Source organism: Marivirga aurantiaca (assembly GCF_016679925.1).
GTDB classification, from domain to species: domain Bacteria; phylum Bacteroidota; class Bacteroidia; order Cytophagales; family Cyclobacteriaceae; genus Marivirga; species Marivirga aurantiaca.
Genome location: NZ_JAEQBW010000003.1, coordinates 408,037 through 426,817 on the forward strand (window position 1 = coordinate 408,037; position 18,781 = coordinate 426,817).

The following is an 18,781-nucleotide window of genomic DNA, read 5'->3' on the forward strand; positions in this document are numbered from 1 at the left end:
GGCCGCATGGAATTCGCATGGTAAAAATTCATCCTCGGTTGGTATGTTAAGGATTCTAAAATTTATGCTCATTTCATGTCAATAGTTTATAGTAATGTTAAGGTTAAAAGTGTCTGATGATATTTGTTTATCAAAAGTATATTGGCCTTTAAAGAAATAGTTCAGGCTTTTATCAATATGTGACATTCCAACACCACCTGATGGTGATTTTCTAGTCAAATTATTAATTTTATTTTCAATATGCAATTGAAATTTATTTTTAGAGGTTTCAATTGCTACTAATGGAGATTTTTCGACATCATTATAAATCCCATGGATAAAAATATTTTCCAAAACATTGATCAATAGCATCTTTGGGAGTCTTATGCAAGAATGCTCATGGTTTAAAGATAATTTTAATTGGATAAACATTGAGTTATTAAACCTGATGTTTTGTAAGTGAAGATAAGATTTCATGATATTAATTTCCTCTACAACACCCACCAACTCATTATCTTTGTTTAAACTATATCTTAAAATATCAGATAAGACAATGATCTTTTCCGAAACTTCAGGAGAGCTACTATAGATATCACCATGAATCAGGTTAAGCGTATTGAAAAGAAAGTGCGGGCTAATTTTATTGTTGGAAATTTCCAATCGGTCTCTTACGGATTGGAGTTCTATTTCTTTCTTTTCCTTCAGCGATTTTATGTAGCTTTTGGTAAACCAATAACCTGTTCCTAATAAACCAAAATAAATAAACCTCAAGCTTTCTGAAATAACAAATTCTGTAAAATCCATTTGTACATCGAACACATATGTGTCAAATAAATGTCTCACCAATAGAAATATTCCAAATGAGATAATGAATTTTAGAAATGAAGCTAATTTGTTGATTTTTTTATTGAAGCCTGGAAATATGAAACCAGGGAATAAATAGAAAATGGCAACTGAGCTAAGAAGGTTGTATAAGATTAAATGTAAATTGTCTAACGGGATTTTGAGCAAAATCCTTGTGAGTAAATCGTAACAAAGATATACCAACCAAATACTACCATGGATTAAGACTTTTTTATTCATATTTAAAATCATGCAATATGTATCAACAATAGGACTGTATAGACAAAAAAATTTTATCAGATATAATTTTTAATGTACTTCATGATACTATTTAACCAAACTATAAGAACATGAAGAAGCTAAGCAATGTAAAAAAAATGAAATTCAACAAAAAATCAATCAATACCAGTGCTATGGGCAGCAGGAACAATCAAAAGATTTTAAGTTTGAGTAGACATTGTCTCACAACGATTACCTCAATTTTAAGTTAGTCCTTTTACTGGCAGTGTCCTAATTCAAAAAATATATTAAATTTCAAAAAGACTGGTGGTTTGTTGCTGAAAATCAACAATTTAAAAACCCGTTTCTCAGGTGATTTCCACACGGACTCTATAAAAGGAAACGAAAATAAGCAATTCTAACTAAATTGTGTCCAGTAAATAAAATATACTTTACTAATTAAGCGATACTATTGCGATACGACTACCTTAATTGGAGAAGAGCAGGCCTATACTAATAATATAGGCCTTTTTTGTGTAAAGGTGTGTTGAAATTATCTTGGGCTCCGGCCAAGGAGCCTGGGGGTGTCAACATGGGAATAACTTTAATAAGCTTTTAATGCTTTGATGAAATTATCATGTTTATCTGAGTTGAATAACCATGGAATTAGAAAACAAGCCCCATCACAGGTCTGGAATATGGGGTTTTCATAATTGGAAATATGCCTGTTAAAGAAAAATGACAAGAGAAAAAGTGCACCTGAAGGGAGTCGAACCCCTAACCCTCGGAGCCGAAATCCGATACTCTATCCAATTGAGCTACAGGTGCATATTAAATTGACAGTAAGTGATTAACAATTTGTCAACTGCTTACTGTCAATTGATTATTTTTAGGCCAGTGCTTCTTTCACTCTTTCTGCTGCATCTTTCAATACAATAGCTGAAGTTACTTTTAAGCCTGATTCTTCTATAATTTTTGCACCTTCTTCAGCATTTGTTCCTTGCAAACGAACAATGATAGGTACTTTTATGTCTCCAATGTTTTTGTAAGCTTCCACCACACCTTTGGCTACTCTGTCACAACGAACAATCCCACCAAAAATATTAATCAAAATGGCTTCTACTTTAGGGTCTTTCAGAATAATTCTGAAACCTGCTTCTACAGTTTCTGCATTGGCACTACCTCCAACATCCAGGAAGTTAGCAGGCTCGCCACCGGATAATTTGATTATGTCCATTGTGGCCATTGCCAAACCGGCACCATTTACCATACAACCAACATTACCATCTAATTTCACATAGTTTAAGCCTGATTCAGCAGCTTCTACTTCAGCAGGATCTTCCTCAGAAATATCACGCATCTCAGCTAAATCTTTATGACGGTATAATGCTGAGTCATCTAAATTAACTTTTGCATCAACGGCCAATATTTTATTATCAGATGTTTTTAACACAGGGTTAATCTCAAACATAGAAGCATCAGTAGAGTCGTATGCTTTATATAAGGAGAAAATAAATTTCACCATATTTTTGAAAGCATCACCTTCCAAACCTAATTTGAAAGCTACTTTCCTGGCTTGAAATCCTTGTAAACCTACACGAGGGTCTATCCACTCTTTAAAAATTTTATCAGGTGTGTTTTCAGCAACTTCTTCAATATCCATCCCACCTTCAGTAGATGCCATGATAACGTTACAACCTTTGGCTCTATCCAATAATATGCCTACATAATATTCTTTAGGCTCATTTTCACCAGGATAGTAAACGTCTTGTGCAATTAACACTTTGCTGACTAATTTACCCTCTTCTCCGGTTTGATGAGTGACTAAAGTACCACCTAAGATAGCTTTTGATTTTGTAGGAACTTCATCCAAATTTTTGGCTAATACCACGCCATTTGAGCCTGTTTCTTTCACTTTTCCTTTTCCTCTTCCACCTGCATGGATTTGTGCTTTTATCACAAACCATTCAGTGCCAGTCTCTTCGTTGAGCTTTTTGGCCGCTGCAGTGGCTTCTTCCGGTGTGGAAGCAACAATTCCTTTTTGAATGGTTACTCCATGTTTTTCAAGTATTCCCTTGGCTTGATATTCGTGTATGTTCATTCTTGGATAATTTTTGTGCGAATGTACGATTTTATAAATTATTATTCAACCAGAACCGGATTAACAATTAGTATTTCTGGTTTTAAAATCATAAAGATGTTTTCCGAGTAAAAAGAATAACCCAATTCTTAAATAAGTCATTTAATTAAAAGCTAAAACTCCTATACACCTACACCTTCAGACTTCAATACTTCAACACATGTTAAACTTCCTTTTTTATTTTTCCCTAACTCTGTATAACATTATTATCTTTGCCCTATGAGTATTCTTACTGCTAAAAACATATATAAAAGTTACGATGATCTTCAGGTGTTGAGTGGCGTTGATTTTTCAGTGAACGCAGCCAAATTAAGTGCTATCGTGGGACCTAGTGGGGCAGGAAAAAGTACCCTGCTTCATATTTTGGGTACTTTGGATCAGAGCGATTCAGGCACTTTAATTATCAATAATAAAAATATAGGTGATTTTAGAGGTGATGAATTAGCTAATTTCAGGAATAATACCATTGGGTTTATTTTTCAATTTCATAATCTGTTGCCTGAATTTACAGCAGAAGAAAATATTTGCATCCCAGCCTATATTGCAAAAAAGAATAAAAGGGAAATTGGCAAACGAGTGGAAGAACTTTTAAAGGTTTTGGGTTTAAGCAACAGGGCAAGCCATAAACCTGCTCAATTAAGTGGTGGCGAACAACAAAGAGTAGCCGTTGCCCGGGCTTTGATGAATGATCCTGCTATTGTTTTTGCTGATGAACCCAGTGGAAACCTGGATTCCAAAAATGCAGATGAATTGCACCATTTGTTTCTTAACCTTCGGGATGAATTAGGTCAGGCTTTTGTAATAGTGACCCATAATCAGGAATTGTCTGCAATGGCTGATGAGAGGCATGAGATGAAAGATGGTAAATTAATCAAACTGTGAATTTAACACCACACTTTTTATATAAAAAATGAGTAAAAATAGGTGATTTGCCTAAATTAAATTTGGGTTTTATGCCCATGTTTAATGCCGCTAAAATGTAGAATTTTACTTCATAATAAAATAATACATTATGAGGAAATTTTACATTCTTGCTGTTTTAAGTCTGGGGCTGTCTTTAGTGCCTAAAACAAGCTTTACCCAGGATGCTTATTTCTCTCAATTTTATGCCAATCCTATTTATTTAAATTCTGCACTGGCTGGTTCGGAGGGAAATCCAAGGTTGACTTTTATTCACAGGCAACAATGGAATGCAGTCAATGCTTTTAACTCTTCATTTTTCTCTTTTGATAATTCTTTAGGTAAAAATTCCGGATGGGCTGTCCACGCTATGAAAGATACGCAACTGGATGGTGTAATCAATAATTTGGCTGCGGGTACTACTCTTTCGCACCGAATAGCTTTAAACAAGGGCGCAGTTTTAGGTGGGGGGATTTCCTTAGCTTACCGACAAAAATCTTTCAATTGGGGAAATTTGGTTTTTGAGGACCAATTAAGATCAGGTAGTAATAATATTTATCCTACGGCCGAGCGAATAGGAGAATCAAAAACAGTAATGTATGATGTAGGGATCGGCATGGTTTATGCCTCTGAAAAACTGATGGCCGGTATCAATGTTGCACACATCAATCAGCCGGTAGAAAGGTTCAATCCTGAATCGGAAGTAGTGCTTCCAAGAAGATATACATTGCATGTGGCCTATTCATTTCAGAAAATAAGCAGATCAAATAATGGGTACCATATTACTCCCTCAGTTATTTATGAAAATCAAGCCGGATTAAGCTACTTAAATGTCGGTGGCTACTGGAATAATGAATTACTTACTTTTGGTAGTTGGTACCGTGTGAACCAGGCAGTGGTCTTTACTGCGGGAATTTCAATTAATCAAATCAATATTGGCTACAGTTATGATTATACTGTGAATCAATCAGCCAGTACTTTTGGTTCTACCAATGAATTTTCTGTTTCTTACAGGTTCCAGGTGAAGAAGTCGAATAAGAACTATAAGTATGCCGGCAAATGCCCGGATGTATTCAAAAGATTAAGGTAATTTCGCAGTAGTATAATTAAGTGAAAGAAAATAATCACTAGCTTCTGTTGCTCTGCTACTGACTTCCGTTTCCATTGTGATCTCTCCTCTGTTTTAACAAAACATGACTCTTCCTTTCTCCTTGGTATTAAATGATGTATTTTTGCACAACTTTTAAACAGAAGATATGTCAAATACAGCTTATATAGTAGATATTATAAGAACACCTGTTGGAAAATTTGGAGGAATGCTAAGTAGCATCAGACCTGATGATTTAGCCGCACACGTCATTAAATCATTGTTGGAACGGTATCCGGATTTTGATAAAAGCTTATTGGAAGATGTTATTTTTGGAGCAGCCAATCAGGCAGGTGAGGATAATCGCAATGTAGCACGAATGGCCTCATTAATGGCCGGACTACCAATAGAAGTAGGAGGTGTAACTGTTAACAGGCTGTGTGCTTCAGGTTTGCAATCTATAATGGATGCCAGCAGAGCGACTATGCTCAATGAAGGTGGAGCTTATATTGCGGGTGGTGTGGAAAGTATGACCCGCGCTCCTTTTGTAATGGCAAAAGCAGAAAGTGCCTATTCCCGTACTGCTGAAATTTATGATACTACCATAGGATGGCGTTTTATTAATCCCCGCTTATCTGAAAAGCATTATCCTTATGCAATGGGTGAAACGGCTGAAAATGTAGCCGAAAAATATAAAATCAGCAGAGAAGCGCAGGATGAGTTTGCACATAATTCCCAACTAAAATACGATGCAGCACATAAAGCTGGTAAATTCAGTAATGAAATAGTAGCAGTTAACATTCCGCAAAGGAAAGCGGATGATATTGTTTTTGATAAGGATGAGCACCCGAGGCTTTCGTCATTAGAGAAATTAGGTAATCTCAATCCAGCATTCAGAAAAGGTGGTTCTGTAACTGCCGGAAATTCCAGTGGTGTAAACGATGGGGCAGCAGCCAGTCTGGTGGTTTCGGAAGAGGTGCTCAAGAAATTTAACCTAAAACCAATGGCTCGTGTGGTTTCTATGGCCATTGCAGGTGTTTCTCCTGACTGTATGGGAGTTGGTCCTGTTCCAGCCACTCTAAAAGCATTAAAAAGAGCAGGCTTGAAAGTATCAGATTTAGATCTCATTGAATTAAATGAAGCATTTGCCGCACAGTCAATTGCCTGTATGCAAGACTTGGATTTAAATCCGGATATTGTAAATGTTAATGGCGGCTCTATTGCAATAGGGCATCCACTTGGTGGAAGTGGAACAAGAATCACAGCAACTTTGCTTCATGAAATGCAGAAAAGAGCTGATACCAAATATGGTTTGGCTACCATGTGTATAGGAGTGGGCCAGGGTGCTGCTGTTATTTTTGAAAAACTTTAAATAATTCTTATGGATTTAGTAAAAGCAAAAAGATTTGTGTCTTTTGTCTATTGGATACCTGCTATAATAGTGATAATAGGAGGAGTAGTACTTCCGCATTATGTATTTCTCGCTTTGCCCATTCCATATTACGTGGTGGCATTTTACCTGATAAAACAAACACCAAAGGATGAAAGAACGCAGATTGATTATGCAAGAATTGTCCTGATCTCAATTTCACACCTGGTGCTCTATTATTTGATGTACTGGGGATAATTTTACTTCCATTGCAGGTTATTAGACCATCCCAATGTACTTATTGTGCGATTAAACGCAATGAGTACATTGTTTTTTTATAAAGAGTATAGATTGATAATCCTATTTGCGGGTCTAATTATTTTTCTTTTCCGCCTTGTTATTATATTGGGATAACCATTCAAATGATCCAATTACCATTCATTGGTATAAACCATTTTATTTCCCCAATGCTTTATTATTTTTAAGAAATTAAACTCAAAAACATGCAAAAGTTATTTCTGGCAATCATCTTATTTTGCTCAACAGGCTTACTGGCTCAGCAAAAAATCACTATTGAAGATCTTTATGGAAAAGGCACCTTTAATCAGGAGTCCGTTTACAATGTTAACTGGATGAATGATGGAAAATATTATAGTGCTTTGGAAGATAATCAGGTAAAGAAAATAGATGTTGCTACAGGGAAGTCTGCTGAAATTTTGGTGAAAGGTAAAAACCTGAGCCCCGAGCTAAAAATTAAAAGCTATAGTTTCAGTAAAGATGAAAGTAAGATTTTATTGGCGACAGAGGTAAATTACATCTACAGAAGATCATTTACGGCAAAATATTATGTGTATAATTTTGCTGACGAATCTCTAAAAGCACTTTCGGATGGTGTGCAGATGTATGCTACTTTTTCACCTGATGCTTCTAAAGTGGCTTATGTATTTGAAAACAATATTTACATAGTGGATTTAGCTTCAGGTAATGAAACACAAGTCACAAATGATGGAACGATAAACGGGATCATCAATGGTGGTTCCGATTGGGTATACGAAGAGGAATTCTACATTACCAAAACTTTTTATTGGTCACCGGACAGCAAGAAACTGGCTTTTCATACAATGGATGAAACACCTGTGAAAGAATATACCTTGCAGAGGTGGAACGATGGAGAGCTTTATCCTGAAAACTATGTGTATAAATACCCTAAAGCCGGTGAAGAAAATTCGGAGGTTTGGATTTCAGTGTATGATTTAAAAACTGAGGAAACAACCAAAATGGATATTGGTGAAGAGAAAGACCAGTATATTCCAAGAGTACAATGGACTCGGGATTCTAATTTGTTGAGTATTATTAGAATGAACAGAAGGCAGAATGTAATGGAAATCCTGCATACCAATGCTTCTACAGGTGAATCTAAAGTTGTCCTGAAGGAAGTTTCTGATACATACGTGGCCCTCAACTATAATGACGATTTAACCTATTTAAATGATGGGAAACATTTTCTTCATACCAGCGAAAAGAGTGGGTATAAGCACTTATATATGTATCAGTTAGATGGCAAGCTAGTGAGGCAAATTACTGATGGTAATTGGGAAGTGGAAAGCATTGTGGGTATAGACCAAAAGGCCGGGAAAGCATATTATATCAGTACGGAAGTTTCACCATTGGACAGAACTTTTTACGAAATTGGATTGAATGGAAAGAATAAAAAAGCCTTGGGGGAGCTGGAAGGGAACACACAGATTAATATGAGTAGTGATTACCAGTATTATTTAAATTATTATCATAATGCCACCACTCCACTGAAGGTGAGTTTATTCAAAACTACAGGGAATAAAGAAATTAAAGTACTGAAAGATAATGCTGATTTGAAAAAGGCCGGTGAGAAATACGGTTTGGTAGATAAAGAATTTTTTGAATTTGAAATAGAGAATGGCATCAATTTACACGGCTATTTATTAAAACCTGCAGATTTTGATGCGGCTAAAAAATACCCGGTGATTGTTTATCAATATAGTGGGCCCGGTAGTCAGAATGTGCAACATGCATGGGCTGGCTCACAGTATTATTGGCATCAAATGATGGTGCAGAAAGGATATATAGTAGCAGTGATTGATCCTCGGGGAACAGGCGCCAGGGGAGAGGCTTTTAAGAAAATCACTTATAGAAATTTGGGTAAATATGAAACGCTTGATTTAATCTCCGGAGGAAAATATTTAGCCGGGCTAGATTACGTTGATGCAGATAGAATAGGGATTTGGGGCTGGTCTTATGGAGGTTATATGGCTGGAAATGTTATTTTGGACGGGAATGAAGTGTTTGCGGCAGCTGTTTCTGTCGCCATGGTTTCTAATTGGAGGTTTTACGATACCATTTATACCGAGCGCTATATGGATACTCCACAGAACAACCCGGAAGGTTATGATAATAATTCCCCGCTCAGTAAAGTGGATAAACTAAAAGGTAAGTATTTAATAGTACATGGCACTGGTGATGATAATGTGCATGTGCAACATACCATTGTTTTTCAGGATGCTTTATTAGAAGCAGGAAAGCAGTTTGATCTATTCTATTACCCTGATAGAACACATGGAATTTATGAGCAGGGTGCAAGGCCTCATTTGTTTCATATGATGACTGACTGGTGGTTGAAGAATTTATAAGGTGATGACTAAATTGGCACCGAGCCGCCAAGTTTGTGTGCTTCCCAACTTTCTGGCACCTCCTCTTGCCAAAGTTTGTGTCCTCACAAACTTTCTGCTAATTGAAAAGGTGCGTTTTAACAAACTAGACCTAACTCGTTTGTGGGGAAACAAGACGAGGATGGGCATGGTAGTTAGTTTCTGGCTCCAGCTTGTGCCAACCGCTAGGCGTCTGACGGCTTATAGCCTTCTGACGCCAGATGCTATCGGGAGGCGTCAGACGGTTTTGAACCGTCAGAAGTTTGGTTAGAGCTATTCCAAAACATGTCTAATAAGTGTGCAATTTGTCACTACAGTTGCCAAAGGTGCCTTCATAAACTTACTGTGAGTGAGAGGTGTAAGCAAACTTGTTTTATACTCGTCTGTGAGACACAAGACGAGGGCGGGCATTGGAGGTCGGCAAGTTTGTGTCCTCACAAACTTGTTATCAATTTATCAAAGATGATTCTCATGTTTTTTCAGATTTATTGTACAGAAAATCAGGGAAACCCGTAAGGGTTTTTATATCCATTAATAAATCTTTAATTTCGAATTAATTTCAAAACGAATCCAATTTATGAGTTATAAAGCTAATGATCCTTCTTTAAAATCGTGGGTTTCTGTCCCGGAAAATTCTGATTTCCCTATTCAAAACCTTCCTTATGGAATTTTTTCCACTAAAGAAAAGTCTCCTAGGGCAGGAGTTGCCATAGGTGATCACATTTTAGACCTGACAGAAATACAATCTGCACAGTTATTGAATGATTTGGAGTTGCCGGATAGGGTTTTTGATCGCCCTGTTTTAAACGACTTCATGGATTTGGGGAAGGAAGTCACTGTACCTGTGAGAGAGCGTATTGCTGAATTATTAAATAGAGATAATCAGGAATTGCAGGGGAATGATCAGTTAAGGGAGAAAGCTTTAATTCCACAAGCTGAAGCTACAATGCATTTGCCTATTCGTGTAGGCGATTATACGGATTTTTATTCTTCTGAATCGCATGCGACCAATGTGGGAACCATGTTCCGTGATCCTGAAAATGCACTGTTACCAAACTGGAAACATATTCCGGTAGGTTATCACGGGCGGGCTTCTTCTATCGTCATTTCAGGAACGCCATTGCACAGACCTAAAGGACAAACCATTGAACCAGACGCCAAACAACCGGATTTTGGCCCCTCCAAAAGGGTTGATTTTGAATTGGAAATGGCTTTTATTACCTGCGGAGGTAATAAACTAGGCGATTCCATCAGTACAAAAGAAGCGGAAAAGTATATTTTCGGATTTACCATATTTAATGACTGGTCGGCCAGGGATATTCAGAAATGGGAATATGTGCCATTAGGTCCCTTTTTGGCGAAGAATTTTGGTTCTTCCATGTCTCCATGGATTGTTACTTATGAGGCTTTGGAACCTTTTAAAGTAGCTGGCCCAAAGCAAGATCCTGAGGTTTTGCCCTACTTGAAATTTGAGGGCAATTACCATTTTGATGTTGAATTGGAAGTAGCTATCGCTCCAAAAGAAAGTACTGAAAAAGTAGTGACTCATTCCAACTTCAAGCATATGTACTGGAATGTTGCTCAACAGTTGGCACATCATACGATCAATGGCTGCAACATCAATACGGGTGATGTGTACGCTTCCGGAACTATTAGCGGTCCCAAAGAGGGTGCTTTTGGTTCCATGCTGGAAATAGCCTGGAAAGGAACTAAGCCTGTTAAAATGTCTGATGGTACAGAAAGAAAATTTATCAATGACCATGATACTGTCATCATGAGAGGCCATGGATTGAAAAATGGTGTAAGAATTGGTTTTGGAGAAGTGAAAACTGAGATTTTACCTGCCAAATAAGTTCATTCTCCATTAACTTGCATCATAAAAACAGCATCATATTTTATGTAATCCCTGTTCCTATCTTTCTGCAATGAAAGATAGGGACAGGCTCAAGTTCAATGTCGTTAAGTTAAGACAAACTTCCTTCTCCCTTTAGCTTACCAATCGGGAGAGAAGGATAAAGGTTGAGGTTTTATTTTAAAGCTTAACTTAATGACATTGGGCTCAAGTTTGGAATCAGGCGGATATATTATGGAAATCACTATTACTTACTTGTCTCCTATATAAAGCCGCTGAATTCCAAGTTAGGCTCTCTTTAGTCACTTTACCCTTTTAATATTACCGTTCATAGAAAAAAATATTCTAAGTCATAATTGTCGATAATTACAATTATATTAATATTTTTATTAGGGATTTAAGTATTTATTAGGGGGAAAATGGACTACGAAAAACTCACAGGAAGTTATATCAGGGGGAAGCAAATTACAGTGTTAATTGTAATTCTTGTCTCTTTAGTAGGTATGACTATAGATACTGTGGTGTATTTCAATATCTATCCTTTAGGTCAACAAATAGTTCAGTTTCTTTCCATTGGTGCTAGTTTTCTTGCATTGGTATTAATAATGGCCAATAGAAAAAGATTCTATCATACAGCATACTTGATTTGTGTTTATGGAATGTTGTTGGCTATCCTTTCCACTAGCTACTTTTATGAATATTTTAAATTGAGCCATCAAATTGACCACACCAATATTGGTCTCAGGGATGCCTATTTTGTGATCATATATATGACTATCAGTGGTTTTGTTATCAGTAAGAAGCATATTGTGATCCAGGGAATTCTATTGAATTTGATGATTCTGTACTATACATTCTATTTAAAAAATCCTTTTTTTGTTGATAATTTGTTTGTGAACCTTTTAGCTTCGGTGGGATTTATCATTGTATGTTTTTTTCTTGTAAAAACAATCCAGCAATTTACCGATGGCTTAAATCAAGCTGTTATAGAATCCGAGAAAAGGAGAAAGTTAAACATTATTAAAACAAGGAAATTAGAAAATTACCAGAATGCCTTGATCAATCTGACAAAAGCCGACAAACTCTATAATCAGGAGTTGGAGGAAGTTTATGTAAATATTTGTCAGATAGCTGGTAAATGCCTTGGGATTGAACGTGTTAGTATTTGGCTGTTGAGAGAAAATTCCACAGTTTTAGTGCGTAAAACATTGTATACACATGAGCATGATGAAAATGAAATGCTCCTGGTAGAATCAAAAGATTACCCTAATTACTTCCGGGCCATGAAGGATAAGTTGTTCATAAAGGCCAACAATGTCTACACAAATGCTGATACCAAAGAGTTTACTGATTCTTACCTTGAGCCATTGAATATTTGCTCAATGTTGGATTGTCTTTTCCGTTTGGATGGGGAACCCGCGGGCATTATTTGTTGCGAATCTCAGGGGAAATTCATCAACTGGACTACTGAGGATGTGCTTTTTGTGCAATCGCTTGCCGATTACATTGCCATTGCCAATAAAAATCAACAGATCAAATTCTTGCTGGAAGAAATAAAGCAAAACAATAGTAATCTGGAGGCTCAGGTAAAGGAAAACATTACAATGAATGAAGAATTAAATTCATTGAACGAGGAGTTGATGTCGGTTAATGAAAGCCTTGAAAAAGTTGTTCAGGATAGGACCTCAACACTTCAAACGCAGAATGAACAACTGATTGAGTATGCTTTTATCAATTCCCACTTATTGCGTGCTCCCATTGCACGTATTCTGGGTTTAGCAACCATTATTACTTCCCAGGTAGAGTTGGACAATGATAGACAACTGCTGGAGGCTTTGTCCCTGGCTACTCAGGAACTGGATGAAATAGTGAAAAAAATCAGTGATGTATTATATGACAGCAACTATGTGAGTCGTGCCGATATAAAAGGAATGATTACCAAAAATATGATGAAATAGAAAATTTTGTTGTTGGATCATTATTTATAGAAACCTACCGGAAGAGATGATGAAAAGCCAGCTAAGGAAATGCTTAGCATTTGTGAATGGAAAAATATCCATTTATTTTTCAGATAACCTTTGCTGATTTAAGTATAAATATTTAACATTGCAGTCCCAAATAAGCAGTGTTGTAAACATGCAGGTTTAATTGGGTGATAGTTAGCTATTTGAGCTTTCTGATCCTTTTCAGAACTTAGTTGATTAAAGAAAAAACGGGCCTATAGCTCAGCTGGTTAGAGCACTTGACTCATAATCAAGTGGTCCCTGGTTCGAGTCCAGGTGGGCCCACTTTAAAGCTTGATTATCAGAGACTTAACTGAAATGTTGGTCAAAATGTTGGGCAAGAGGAAAGAAAGAGCCGCAGAAATGTGGCTCTTTTTTTTGCTCTATATTTAGTTTTACAAGGTTGATAGTAATTGTTTAGTTTTTTACTTTACTATTACTCATCTTACAATATGCAATGAATATTACTGATGTAGTTCAACTTTTCTCTTTACCTCTTGAAATTGTGGGGCTTACGATAACAATTTTAGAAATCTTTTATCATGACACTAGTTCGAAGCTAGAAGAACGCTTATCAAGCTATTTCCATATTTTAGAAACCCTTCCAGTAAAAAAGCACAATAAATTAACCATTGCTTATATATTAGGTATGTTTGTTTTCGTAATTTTATCTACACAATTCTTTTTTGAATTTACTAATACCTATTTGCTTACAGTAATAGAATTTCTTGCTGTGTTTTTTGTGGGTTTAAACTTGGCCTTACATTTTTACGAATTCTATAATAGAATTCTTCCCAATCGAAAATTATTAGCGCTTGGGTTAATTCTTACATCCGTTGGGATTATAGGAGAGATTTTTCAAGTCTTCAACATCTTTTATTAACATGCCCTAAGTTTACTGCCTATTGATGTACAGTACTCAGGCATTAGGAGCATGATAAGTTTGCTACATACATCATTTCCTTTGTCCATAGGCGGATTCCCAGGTTGTTATTTATTCCATTTATTTTTCTAGGATTCTGTTAATGGAGCAATGCATAAATGACTTATTTTTTTTATTACTATTAATGACCACTTTAGCTTTAATTTTTTAATCATTCCTATTTAAATTATATTTATTGTCTATAACAAACACATCTAAAATGAATTATAAGCAAATTTCTAACATTGACCAATCTATTTCTACTTCATTAGAGGGATTGTCAGATGCAATAAATACAATACAATTTAAGGATTCTGTTGGCTTTACCATTGAGAAAGCAGATGACCTCATAAACTTCAATGAATTACATCATCCTGGTGTTTACCTCATAGAAGTGAGTAATTCAGATCGAGTGACTGATTTTAATGAGTGGTCAGAGAATTTTTTAGGTAAATGGCATGATGAGGCCTATAGAAAAAAATTCACTCCTAATAGTCGTAAAATGAGGCTTAAAGCTCATCTAGAATCTTCCAATATGGATTGGATTCCTCTCTATTTGGGGAAGTCCAGAAATATTGGCAAGAGAGTTCATCAACATATTCATTTAGGTTTGGACAAGCCTACTTTTGCTTTAAAATTAAGAGCTAGAAAAAATATTCAGGACTTAGCCTTTCGGCTAAGCTGTATCAAAATTGATGTTAAAAATTACAACGTTATTATGCCCTTGGTTGAAAGTCAATTGAGAAACCGCATAAATCCAATTTTGGGCAGACAGTAATCTTAGTGCCTACCATAATTTCGCATTCTTTCATCTCTTAATTGGACCACAAAATCATCTAGAACATGGTCTTTCGCGGGTTGTGGTTGTCTGATGAACGATAGAGCCATGTTAAAACCATTATTTATTCCTTGACCAATATATTGAATATGTTCGAGCCCTTCATCATCAATAAATCTTTTTACCTCTTTCAATTCTGTAAAATCTATGCTCCTTTTCTTTTTTGCTTTTAAAGCTAATTGGTTTAAATAAAATTGATTTAATTGCTTTGTAAAAATAATTTTATAACAATTCATAAATTGAAGGTAATTAAGTTGATCAATGTCTACTTCATTTTTAATAAGGATTATTTTTTCCTTTTTATTTCCATATTTATAAGCCCATTTATCAAAATAAACTAGCATTAAGCTAGGTGATAGTGGGATAAAAAGCTGTAGTCCTTTTGTAAAAATACCTAAATGACCTCCAGGATGATTTCGCTTTTCTAAAAATTGGTTATATTTAACGGCTGGGTTATCAGAGACTATAAACATTTTTTTAGTCTTATTTACCAAAAGTTTCATTTCTAGATCATAAGCCCCTATCATACCCTCTGATAAAGTTTTTATAGACTGTTCAGCTGCGTTTTTTAATCTGAATTGAAAGCCCTCACTTCTAATTTTTTTAAACGTACATCATGTTTAATTATTTCTTGCAAATTTTTATTTACAATTTCGTTTATCAATTCTACTGAGCTTTGTGTCCTGTATGCTAATTGAAAGACGAATGTAAATAAATTAACATATTCTGTTGAATCTCTTTTGGGCAGATTTTCGGTATTTATAATAGCCTTAATTATTGGTGCGGTTTCATTTTCATTTTTGGCTAAATACTCTTCAATCACCGCATCATTTCCATAGAAGTAGTCATCTTGAGCTTGATTTTTTATAGCACAATCAGTTTTGTAAAATCCATTTTCTACATTAAATATCGCTATCAATTTTTTTTCCAGATCTGAGGAAAAATTTCGCAGGATCATTTGTGGTCCGTAATGCTGTTTTTTCTTTTTCGCCATTTTAATTCAATTATCTTAATTAATTCAAACTAAACCTTTCATTTAAATTTAATCCCGACTTTTAATTCTTAAACCCTATCAATACTTTTTCCTTATGTTATCCATTTTTTAAATAAGCATTTCACTATTATACTCTTCATATATTTGTCCTATAGTTTTTAACCTTGTTTTATCTTTGAGCATTTGCATTTCTTTTAATTTATAAATGACAGAAGTTTTTGTTACATTAAAATTAAGTGCTAATCTATTTATGATCTGCATGAAGAGCCTCTGATTGCTGTTCTGTTCATCAAGGTATATTGCACCTCTACTCACACCTATCGCATCTTGTGTCCTGAATAACCAGGCCATTACGCAAGGATCTGGTAGCACTAAAGATGATGCGAATTGATTTGCTTGCCATTCAATCCAATTTTTAGGGTTTATTAGGTCTCGTTTTCCCTCTTTAAAATTTAATTTTGAGTCCTCAAATTTTTCGTAGGTTAATTGTCCTATTTGAAGCCTACTGTGCAATATAAAATGACCAAATTCATGCGCTAAAATAAATAACTCACGCTCAGTATCTAATATCGATTCATGTAAGTATATAACGTTTTCACTTCTATTAAAACTTCCTAGGAGTGCTGAAGATCCCTTTATTTCCTTAATCTGTATTTTATAATTGGAGTTTAGAAACTCTTTTAATTTTTTAGCATTCAACCCCTTTCCTACTTCAAAAGCATCAGGAACTATAGATAGTAATTCATTCTTTGCTTGTTCAATTATGTCTTCTCTTGTGAGTTTATCAATGTTGTACGAAACATGATTAATATTTTCTATTTTTTGAAATGAGCTTAATATCACATTATCGATAAGCTCCTCCAGTGGCAATGTTGCCTCAGTAATTACTTCATTTTCAATTGTACTATTGACTAAGGGGATTTTTAGAAGATGATTTACATTGGAATTGTAAAGTACAATATTAAAATTATCAGATGTTCCACTTTGAACAAACATGATCCCTTTATTTTTTGCAAAATTGTAACCTCCTTGTTGAAGTGGGGCATTAGCAATTAAAATTGCTTTTACGTTTAAACCACTTACTTGACAAACTTTGGTGTAGAATTCCTCTACATCATCAACAGGGATTGTTTTCCCATAATTTTTGCATTCAATAAAATAAGTAAATGAAGGTTTATTTGCCCCAGGTGGCCAAACTTCAACTGTAATGTCAAAAAAAATGTTTTTCTCACGCAGTGCTGAATAGTACCCTTTGTCTTTTCGATTATATATTTTTATATATTCTCTTAGATGAGGAATTTGTGATTCATTGATCATCCTATTAATTATTAGCAAGGATTGTTCTTCGAATTCATCACCTTTTTGTAGTGTACTCTTTGTCATTTCTTAGTCTTTTTTGCTCGATTTGGTGTACTTTTTAAAAAACAATTGTAAATCAAGCTACAGCTTTCTTCCAATTTTTCTTTAAAACGGGTCTACCATAACAGGTCTGGCCTTCAGATCCTTCTCCAGAATAATGACAATATTTCTCTTTATAGTTTTCATCTCGATATTTGGACCACGATTCATAAGCTTTTTCAGACATTGGCCTTTTCATATTAAAGGGTATTTTAATTCCTGTCCTGATGCAGTAACCTGTTCGATCATTATTATTTGTTCCACTAGCATTACTTTTGAATAATTGATCAATTAAATCAAGCTCCACCACAGAACCGTTGTATTCTTTTTTGATACCAAATAGCTTTTTATCAAACCTAGCTACCTTTTTATAAATCAATTTACTTTTATCAATTACTCCATCAAAGTATGTGAAGGAATCCTGGTCTAAATTCTCACTAACTTTATTCTCTTGTGAGGTTAAAATTCCGAATTCAATATTATTATTTTGAGAGAAATCGTAAAGGTTCATTGAGCTTAGAATCGCCCTATCATCATTAGCATAATATTTAGCATGGAGCCTTGGCTCGTGCCTTATTTCTACAGAAGAAAATTGAGTACAAAACTCTAAGTCTTCTTTTGAAATACTTTTACTTAAATCGTTTTCATTTTTTCCAAAAACAACAATCAATTCAAAATTCTGATTTTCAATTTGAGTTAATAATGCATCTTTAATTCTTGAGTGCATTTTTACAAATGGGGAGATAATTACAGCGTATTCATTAGCTGATTTGAATAGATTTTCTATTGCTAGGTTCAGCTCACTACCTTCTAAAAATTCTGCCATTCTATCGGTTATTTATTTAATACTCTCTTTTACTGCTTCCATTAATTGTTTCTCAATTTCCATGACAAAACATTCAGTATAACCTTTGAATTTGTATCGAGGTATATAACTTTCATTTTCAAACATTTTTTTCAGTTGAGTCTCTTCTTTTAACCCACCAACTATTTTTTCATTAAACAGCATTTTGTATTGATAGGGATAAAACCCTTTTAAAGCTCTGCTAGAAATATCATCTACTGTTAAACCTATTTTTAGAAACTCCTCTGTTCCTTTGTGCAATTTTACCACATAAAAAAACTTTGGTCTATCTAAAGCCCAGGAGTTTTTATTTGAAAAACCACTTTTTCCAGAAGTATCACAATCTGGACATCCTCTTTTATCCGCATAATGAGCCCTTGGTCGAAGCTCAAACTCACCATGTTGATTACAAATAATAATTACCCTCGTTTGTACGCTCTTAAAATCTACTTTAGAATAATCATATTGATTACCATGAACCTTTTTTGCTTTCCTTAAAAAATCTTCTTTGGTGAATCTCATAATAGTTAGCTTTATTAACAATGAGGAAATTTTCTCTTAAATCTGATTACAGAGAAAATTCCCCCTACACAGTTTTACTATCTGCTTCATTTAACCCATACAATTCTTATCCTATTTGGTTTTCCAAGTAGCTTGTATTGCTTTTGGTCTTTTTATATTTCAACTGTCAAGTTACTTTTTTCTTTCA

General features: G+C 35.0%; 16 protein-coding genes and 2 tRNA genes. 10 read left to right on the plus strand and 8 right to left on the minus strand.

From position 1 onward, the window contains the following. Positions 1-78: 78 nt before the first annotated feature. The 3 genes from JKA74_RS09765 to sucC form a co-directional block, all read right to left on the minus strand. Positions 79-1,062 carry a sensor histidine kinase gene (locus tag JKA74_RS09765; RefSeq protein ID WP_201430995.1) on the minus strand — a complete coding sequence of 328 codons (984 nt, stop codon included), beginning with the start codon at positions 1,060-1,062 and terminating at the stop codon, positions 79-81. A 733-nt stretch (positions 1,063-1,795) separates the two neighbouring features. Then, positions 1,796-1,869 (minus strand) — tRNA-Arg (locus tag JKA74_RS09770). Positions 1,870-1,930: 61 nt separating this feature from the next. After that, a complete protein-coding gene (gene sucC / locus JKA74_RS09775) occupies positions 1,931-3,142 on the minus strand; it encodes an ADP-forming succinate--CoA ligase subunit beta (RefSeq protein WP_201430996.1) in 1,212 nt (403 codons plus the stop codon). Between the two features lie 264 nt (positions 3,143-3,406). On the opposite strand from sucC, the gene JKA74_RS09780 reads away from it, so the two are divergent. The 10 genes from JKA74_RS09780 to JKA74_RS09825 all read left to right on the plus strand — a co-directional run bounded on the left by JKA74_RS09780 (position 3,407) and on the right by JKA74_RS09825 (position 14,776). Continuing rightward, positions 3,407-4,063, plus strand: coding sequence for an ABC transporter ATP-binding protein (locus tag JKA74_RS09780; protein WP_201431106.1), 657 nt, complete (start codon positions 3,407-3,409; stop codon positions 4,061-4,063). 130 nt (positions 4,064-4,193) lie between these two features. Then, the gene (locus tag JKA74_RS09785) at positions 4,194-5,171 is read left to right on the plus strand and encodes a PorP/SprF family type IX secretion system membrane protein (RefSeq protein WP_201430997.1); all 978 of its coding nucleotides are present in this window, start codon (positions 4,194-4,196) and stop codon (positions 5,169-5,171) included. A 166-nt stretch (positions 5,172-5,337) separates the two neighbouring features. After that, complete coding sequence (locus tag JKA74_RS09790; RefSeq protein ID WP_201430998.1) at positions 5,338-6,540, plus strand: acetyl-CoA C-acyltransferase; 1,203 nt, start codon at positions 5,338-5,340, stop codon at positions 6,538-6,540. Positions 6,541-6,549: 9 nt separating this feature from the next. Then, positions 6,550-6,795: a hypothetical protein gene (locus JKA74_RS09795; protein ID WP_201430999.1), complete on the plus strand. Its 246-nt coding sequence runs from the start codon at positions 6,550-6,552 to the stop codon at positions 6,793-6,795. Between the two features lie 245 nt (positions 6,796-7,040). Further along, positions 7,041-9,203, plus strand: a complete 2,163-nt coding sequence (locus JKA74_RS09800) for a S9 family peptidase (RefSeq protein ID WP_201431000.1) — start codon at positions 7,041-7,043, stop codon at positions 9,201-9,203. Between the two features lie 595 nt (positions 9,204-9,798). Next, positions 9,799-11,073: a fumarylacetoacetase gene (fahA, locus tag JKA74_RS09805; RefSeq protein ID WP_201431001.1), complete on the plus strand. Its 1,275-nt coding sequence runs from the start codon at positions 9,799-9,801 to the stop codon at positions 11,071-11,073. 419 nt (positions 11,074-11,492) lie between these two features. Continuing rightward, on the plus strand, positions 11,493-13,031 hold the full coding sequence (locus JKA74_RS09810) for a GAF domain-containing protein (protein WP_201431002.1): 1,539 nt from the start codon (positions 11,493-11,495) through the stop codon (positions 13,029-13,031). 256 nt (positions 13,032-13,287) lie between these two features. Further along, a tRNA-Ile gene (locus tag JKA74_RS09815) sits at positions 13,288-13,361 on the plus strand. Between the two features lie 172 nt (positions 13,362-13,533). Further along, on the plus strand, positions 13,534-13,959 hold the full coding sequence (locus JKA74_RS09820) for a hypothetical protein (protein ID WP_201431003.1): 426 nt from the start codon (positions 13,534-13,536) through the stop codon (positions 13,957-13,959). Between the two features lie 259 nt (positions 13,960-14,218). Further along, positions 14,219-14,776 carry a hypothetical protein gene (locus JKA74_RS09825; RefSeq protein WP_201431004.1) on the plus strand — a complete coding sequence of 186 codons (558 nt, stop codon included), beginning with the start codon at positions 14,219-14,221 and terminating at the stop codon, positions 14,774-14,776. 2 nt (positions 14,777-14,778) lie between these two features. On the opposite strand, the gene JKA74_RS20865 is transcribed toward JKA74_RS09825, so the two are convergent. The 5 genes from JKA74_RS20865 to JKA74_RS09850 all read right to left on the minus strand — a co-directional run bounded on the left by JKA74_RS20865 (position 14,779) and on the right by JKA74_RS09850 (position 18,594). Beyond that, complete coding sequence (locus tag JKA74_RS20865) at positions 14,779-15,435, minus strand: DUF4238 domain-containing protein (RefSeq protein WP_201431107.1); 657 nt, start codon at positions 15,433-15,435, stop codon at positions 14,779-14,781. Continuing rightward, a complete protein-coding gene (locus JKA74_RS20870; RefSeq protein WP_201431005.1) occupies positions 15,405-15,830 on the minus strand; it encodes a DUF4238 domain-containing protein in 426 nt (141 codons plus the stop codon). The genes JKA74_RS20865 and JKA74_RS20870 overlap by 31 nt, the downstream gene beginning before the upstream one ends. A gap of 108 nt (positions 15,831-15,938) precedes the next feature. Continuing rightward, complete coding sequence (locus tag JKA74_RS09840) at positions 15,939-17,213, minus strand: ImmA/IrrE family metallo-endopeptidase (RefSeq protein WP_201431006.1); 1,275 nt, start codon at positions 17,211-17,213, stop codon at positions 15,939-15,941. Positions 17,214-17,265: 52 nt separating this feature from the next. Beyond that, on the minus strand, positions 17,266-18,054 hold the full coding sequence (locus JKA74_RS09845) for a phospholipase D-like domain-containing protein (protein ID WP_201431007.1): 789 nt from the start codon (positions 18,052-18,054) through the stop codon (positions 17,266-17,268). A 12-nt stretch (positions 18,055-18,066) separates the two neighbouring features. Then, positions 18,067-18,594 (minus strand): hypothetical protein, encoded by a 528-nt coding sequence (locus tag JKA74_RS09850; protein ID WP_201431008.1) that lies wholly within the window; start codon positions 18,592-18,594, stop codon positions 18,067-18,069. Positions 18,595-18,781: the final 187 nt, after the last annotated feature.

Excerpts from the sequence above, each read along its gene's own strand:
- JKA74_RS09765 (WP_201430995.1), bottom strand. The coding sequence starts at position 1,062 with ATGAATAAAAAAGTCTTAATCCATGGTAGTATTTGGTTGGTATATCTT.
- sucC (WP_201430996.1), bottom strand. The coding sequence starts at position 3,142 with ATGAACATACACGAATATCAAGCCAAGGGAATACTTGAAAAACATGGA.
- JKA74_RS09785 (WP_201430997.1), top strand. The coding sequence starts at position 4,194 with ATGAGGAAATTTTACATTCTTGCTGTTTTAAGTCTGGGGCTGTCTTTA.
- JKA74_RS09790 (WP_201430998.1), top strand. The coding sequence starts at position 5,338 with ATGTCAAATACAGCTTATATAGTAGATATTATAAGAACACCTGTTGGA.
- JKA74_RS09795 (WP_201430999.1), top strand. The coding sequence starts at position 6,550 with ATGGATTTAGTAAAAGCAAAAAGATTTGTGTCTTTTGTCTATTGGATA.
- JKA74_RS09800 (WP_201431000.1), top strand. The coding sequence starts at position 7,041 with ATGCAAAAGTTATTTCTGGCAATCATCTTATTTTGCTCAACAGGCTTA.
- fahA (WP_201431001.1), top strand. The coding sequence starts at position 9,799 with ATGAGTTATAAAGCTAATGATCCTTCTTTAAAATCGTGGGTTTCTGTC.
- JKA74_RS09810 (WP_201431002.1), top strand. The coding sequence starts at position 11,493 with ATGGACTACGAAAAACTCACAGGAAGTTATATCAGGGGGAAGCAAATT.
- JKA74_RS09820 (WP_201431003.1), top strand. The coding sequence starts at position 13,534 with ATGAATATTACTGATGTAGTTCAACTTTTCTCTTTACCTCTTGAAATT.
- JKA74_RS09825 (WP_201431004.1), top strand. The coding sequence starts at position 14,219 with ATGAATTATAAGCAAATTTCTAACATTGACCAATCTATTTCTACTTCA.
- JKA74_RS20870 (WP_201431005.1), bottom strand. The coding sequence starts at position 15,830 with ATGGCGAAAAAGAAAAAACAGCATTACGGACCACAAATGATCCTGCGA.
- JKA74_RS09840 (WP_201431006.1), bottom strand. The coding sequence starts at position 17,213 with ATGACAAAGAGTACACTACAAAAAGGTGATGAATTCGAAGAACAATCC.
- JKA74_RS09845 (WP_201431007.1), bottom strand. The coding sequence starts at position 18,054 with ATGGCAGAATTTTTAGAAGGTAGTGAGCTGAACCTAGCAATAGAAAAT.
- JKA74_RS09850 (WP_201431008.1), bottom strand. The coding sequence starts at position 18,594 with ATGAGATTCACCAAAGAAGATTTTTTAAGGAAAGCAAAAAAGGTTCAT.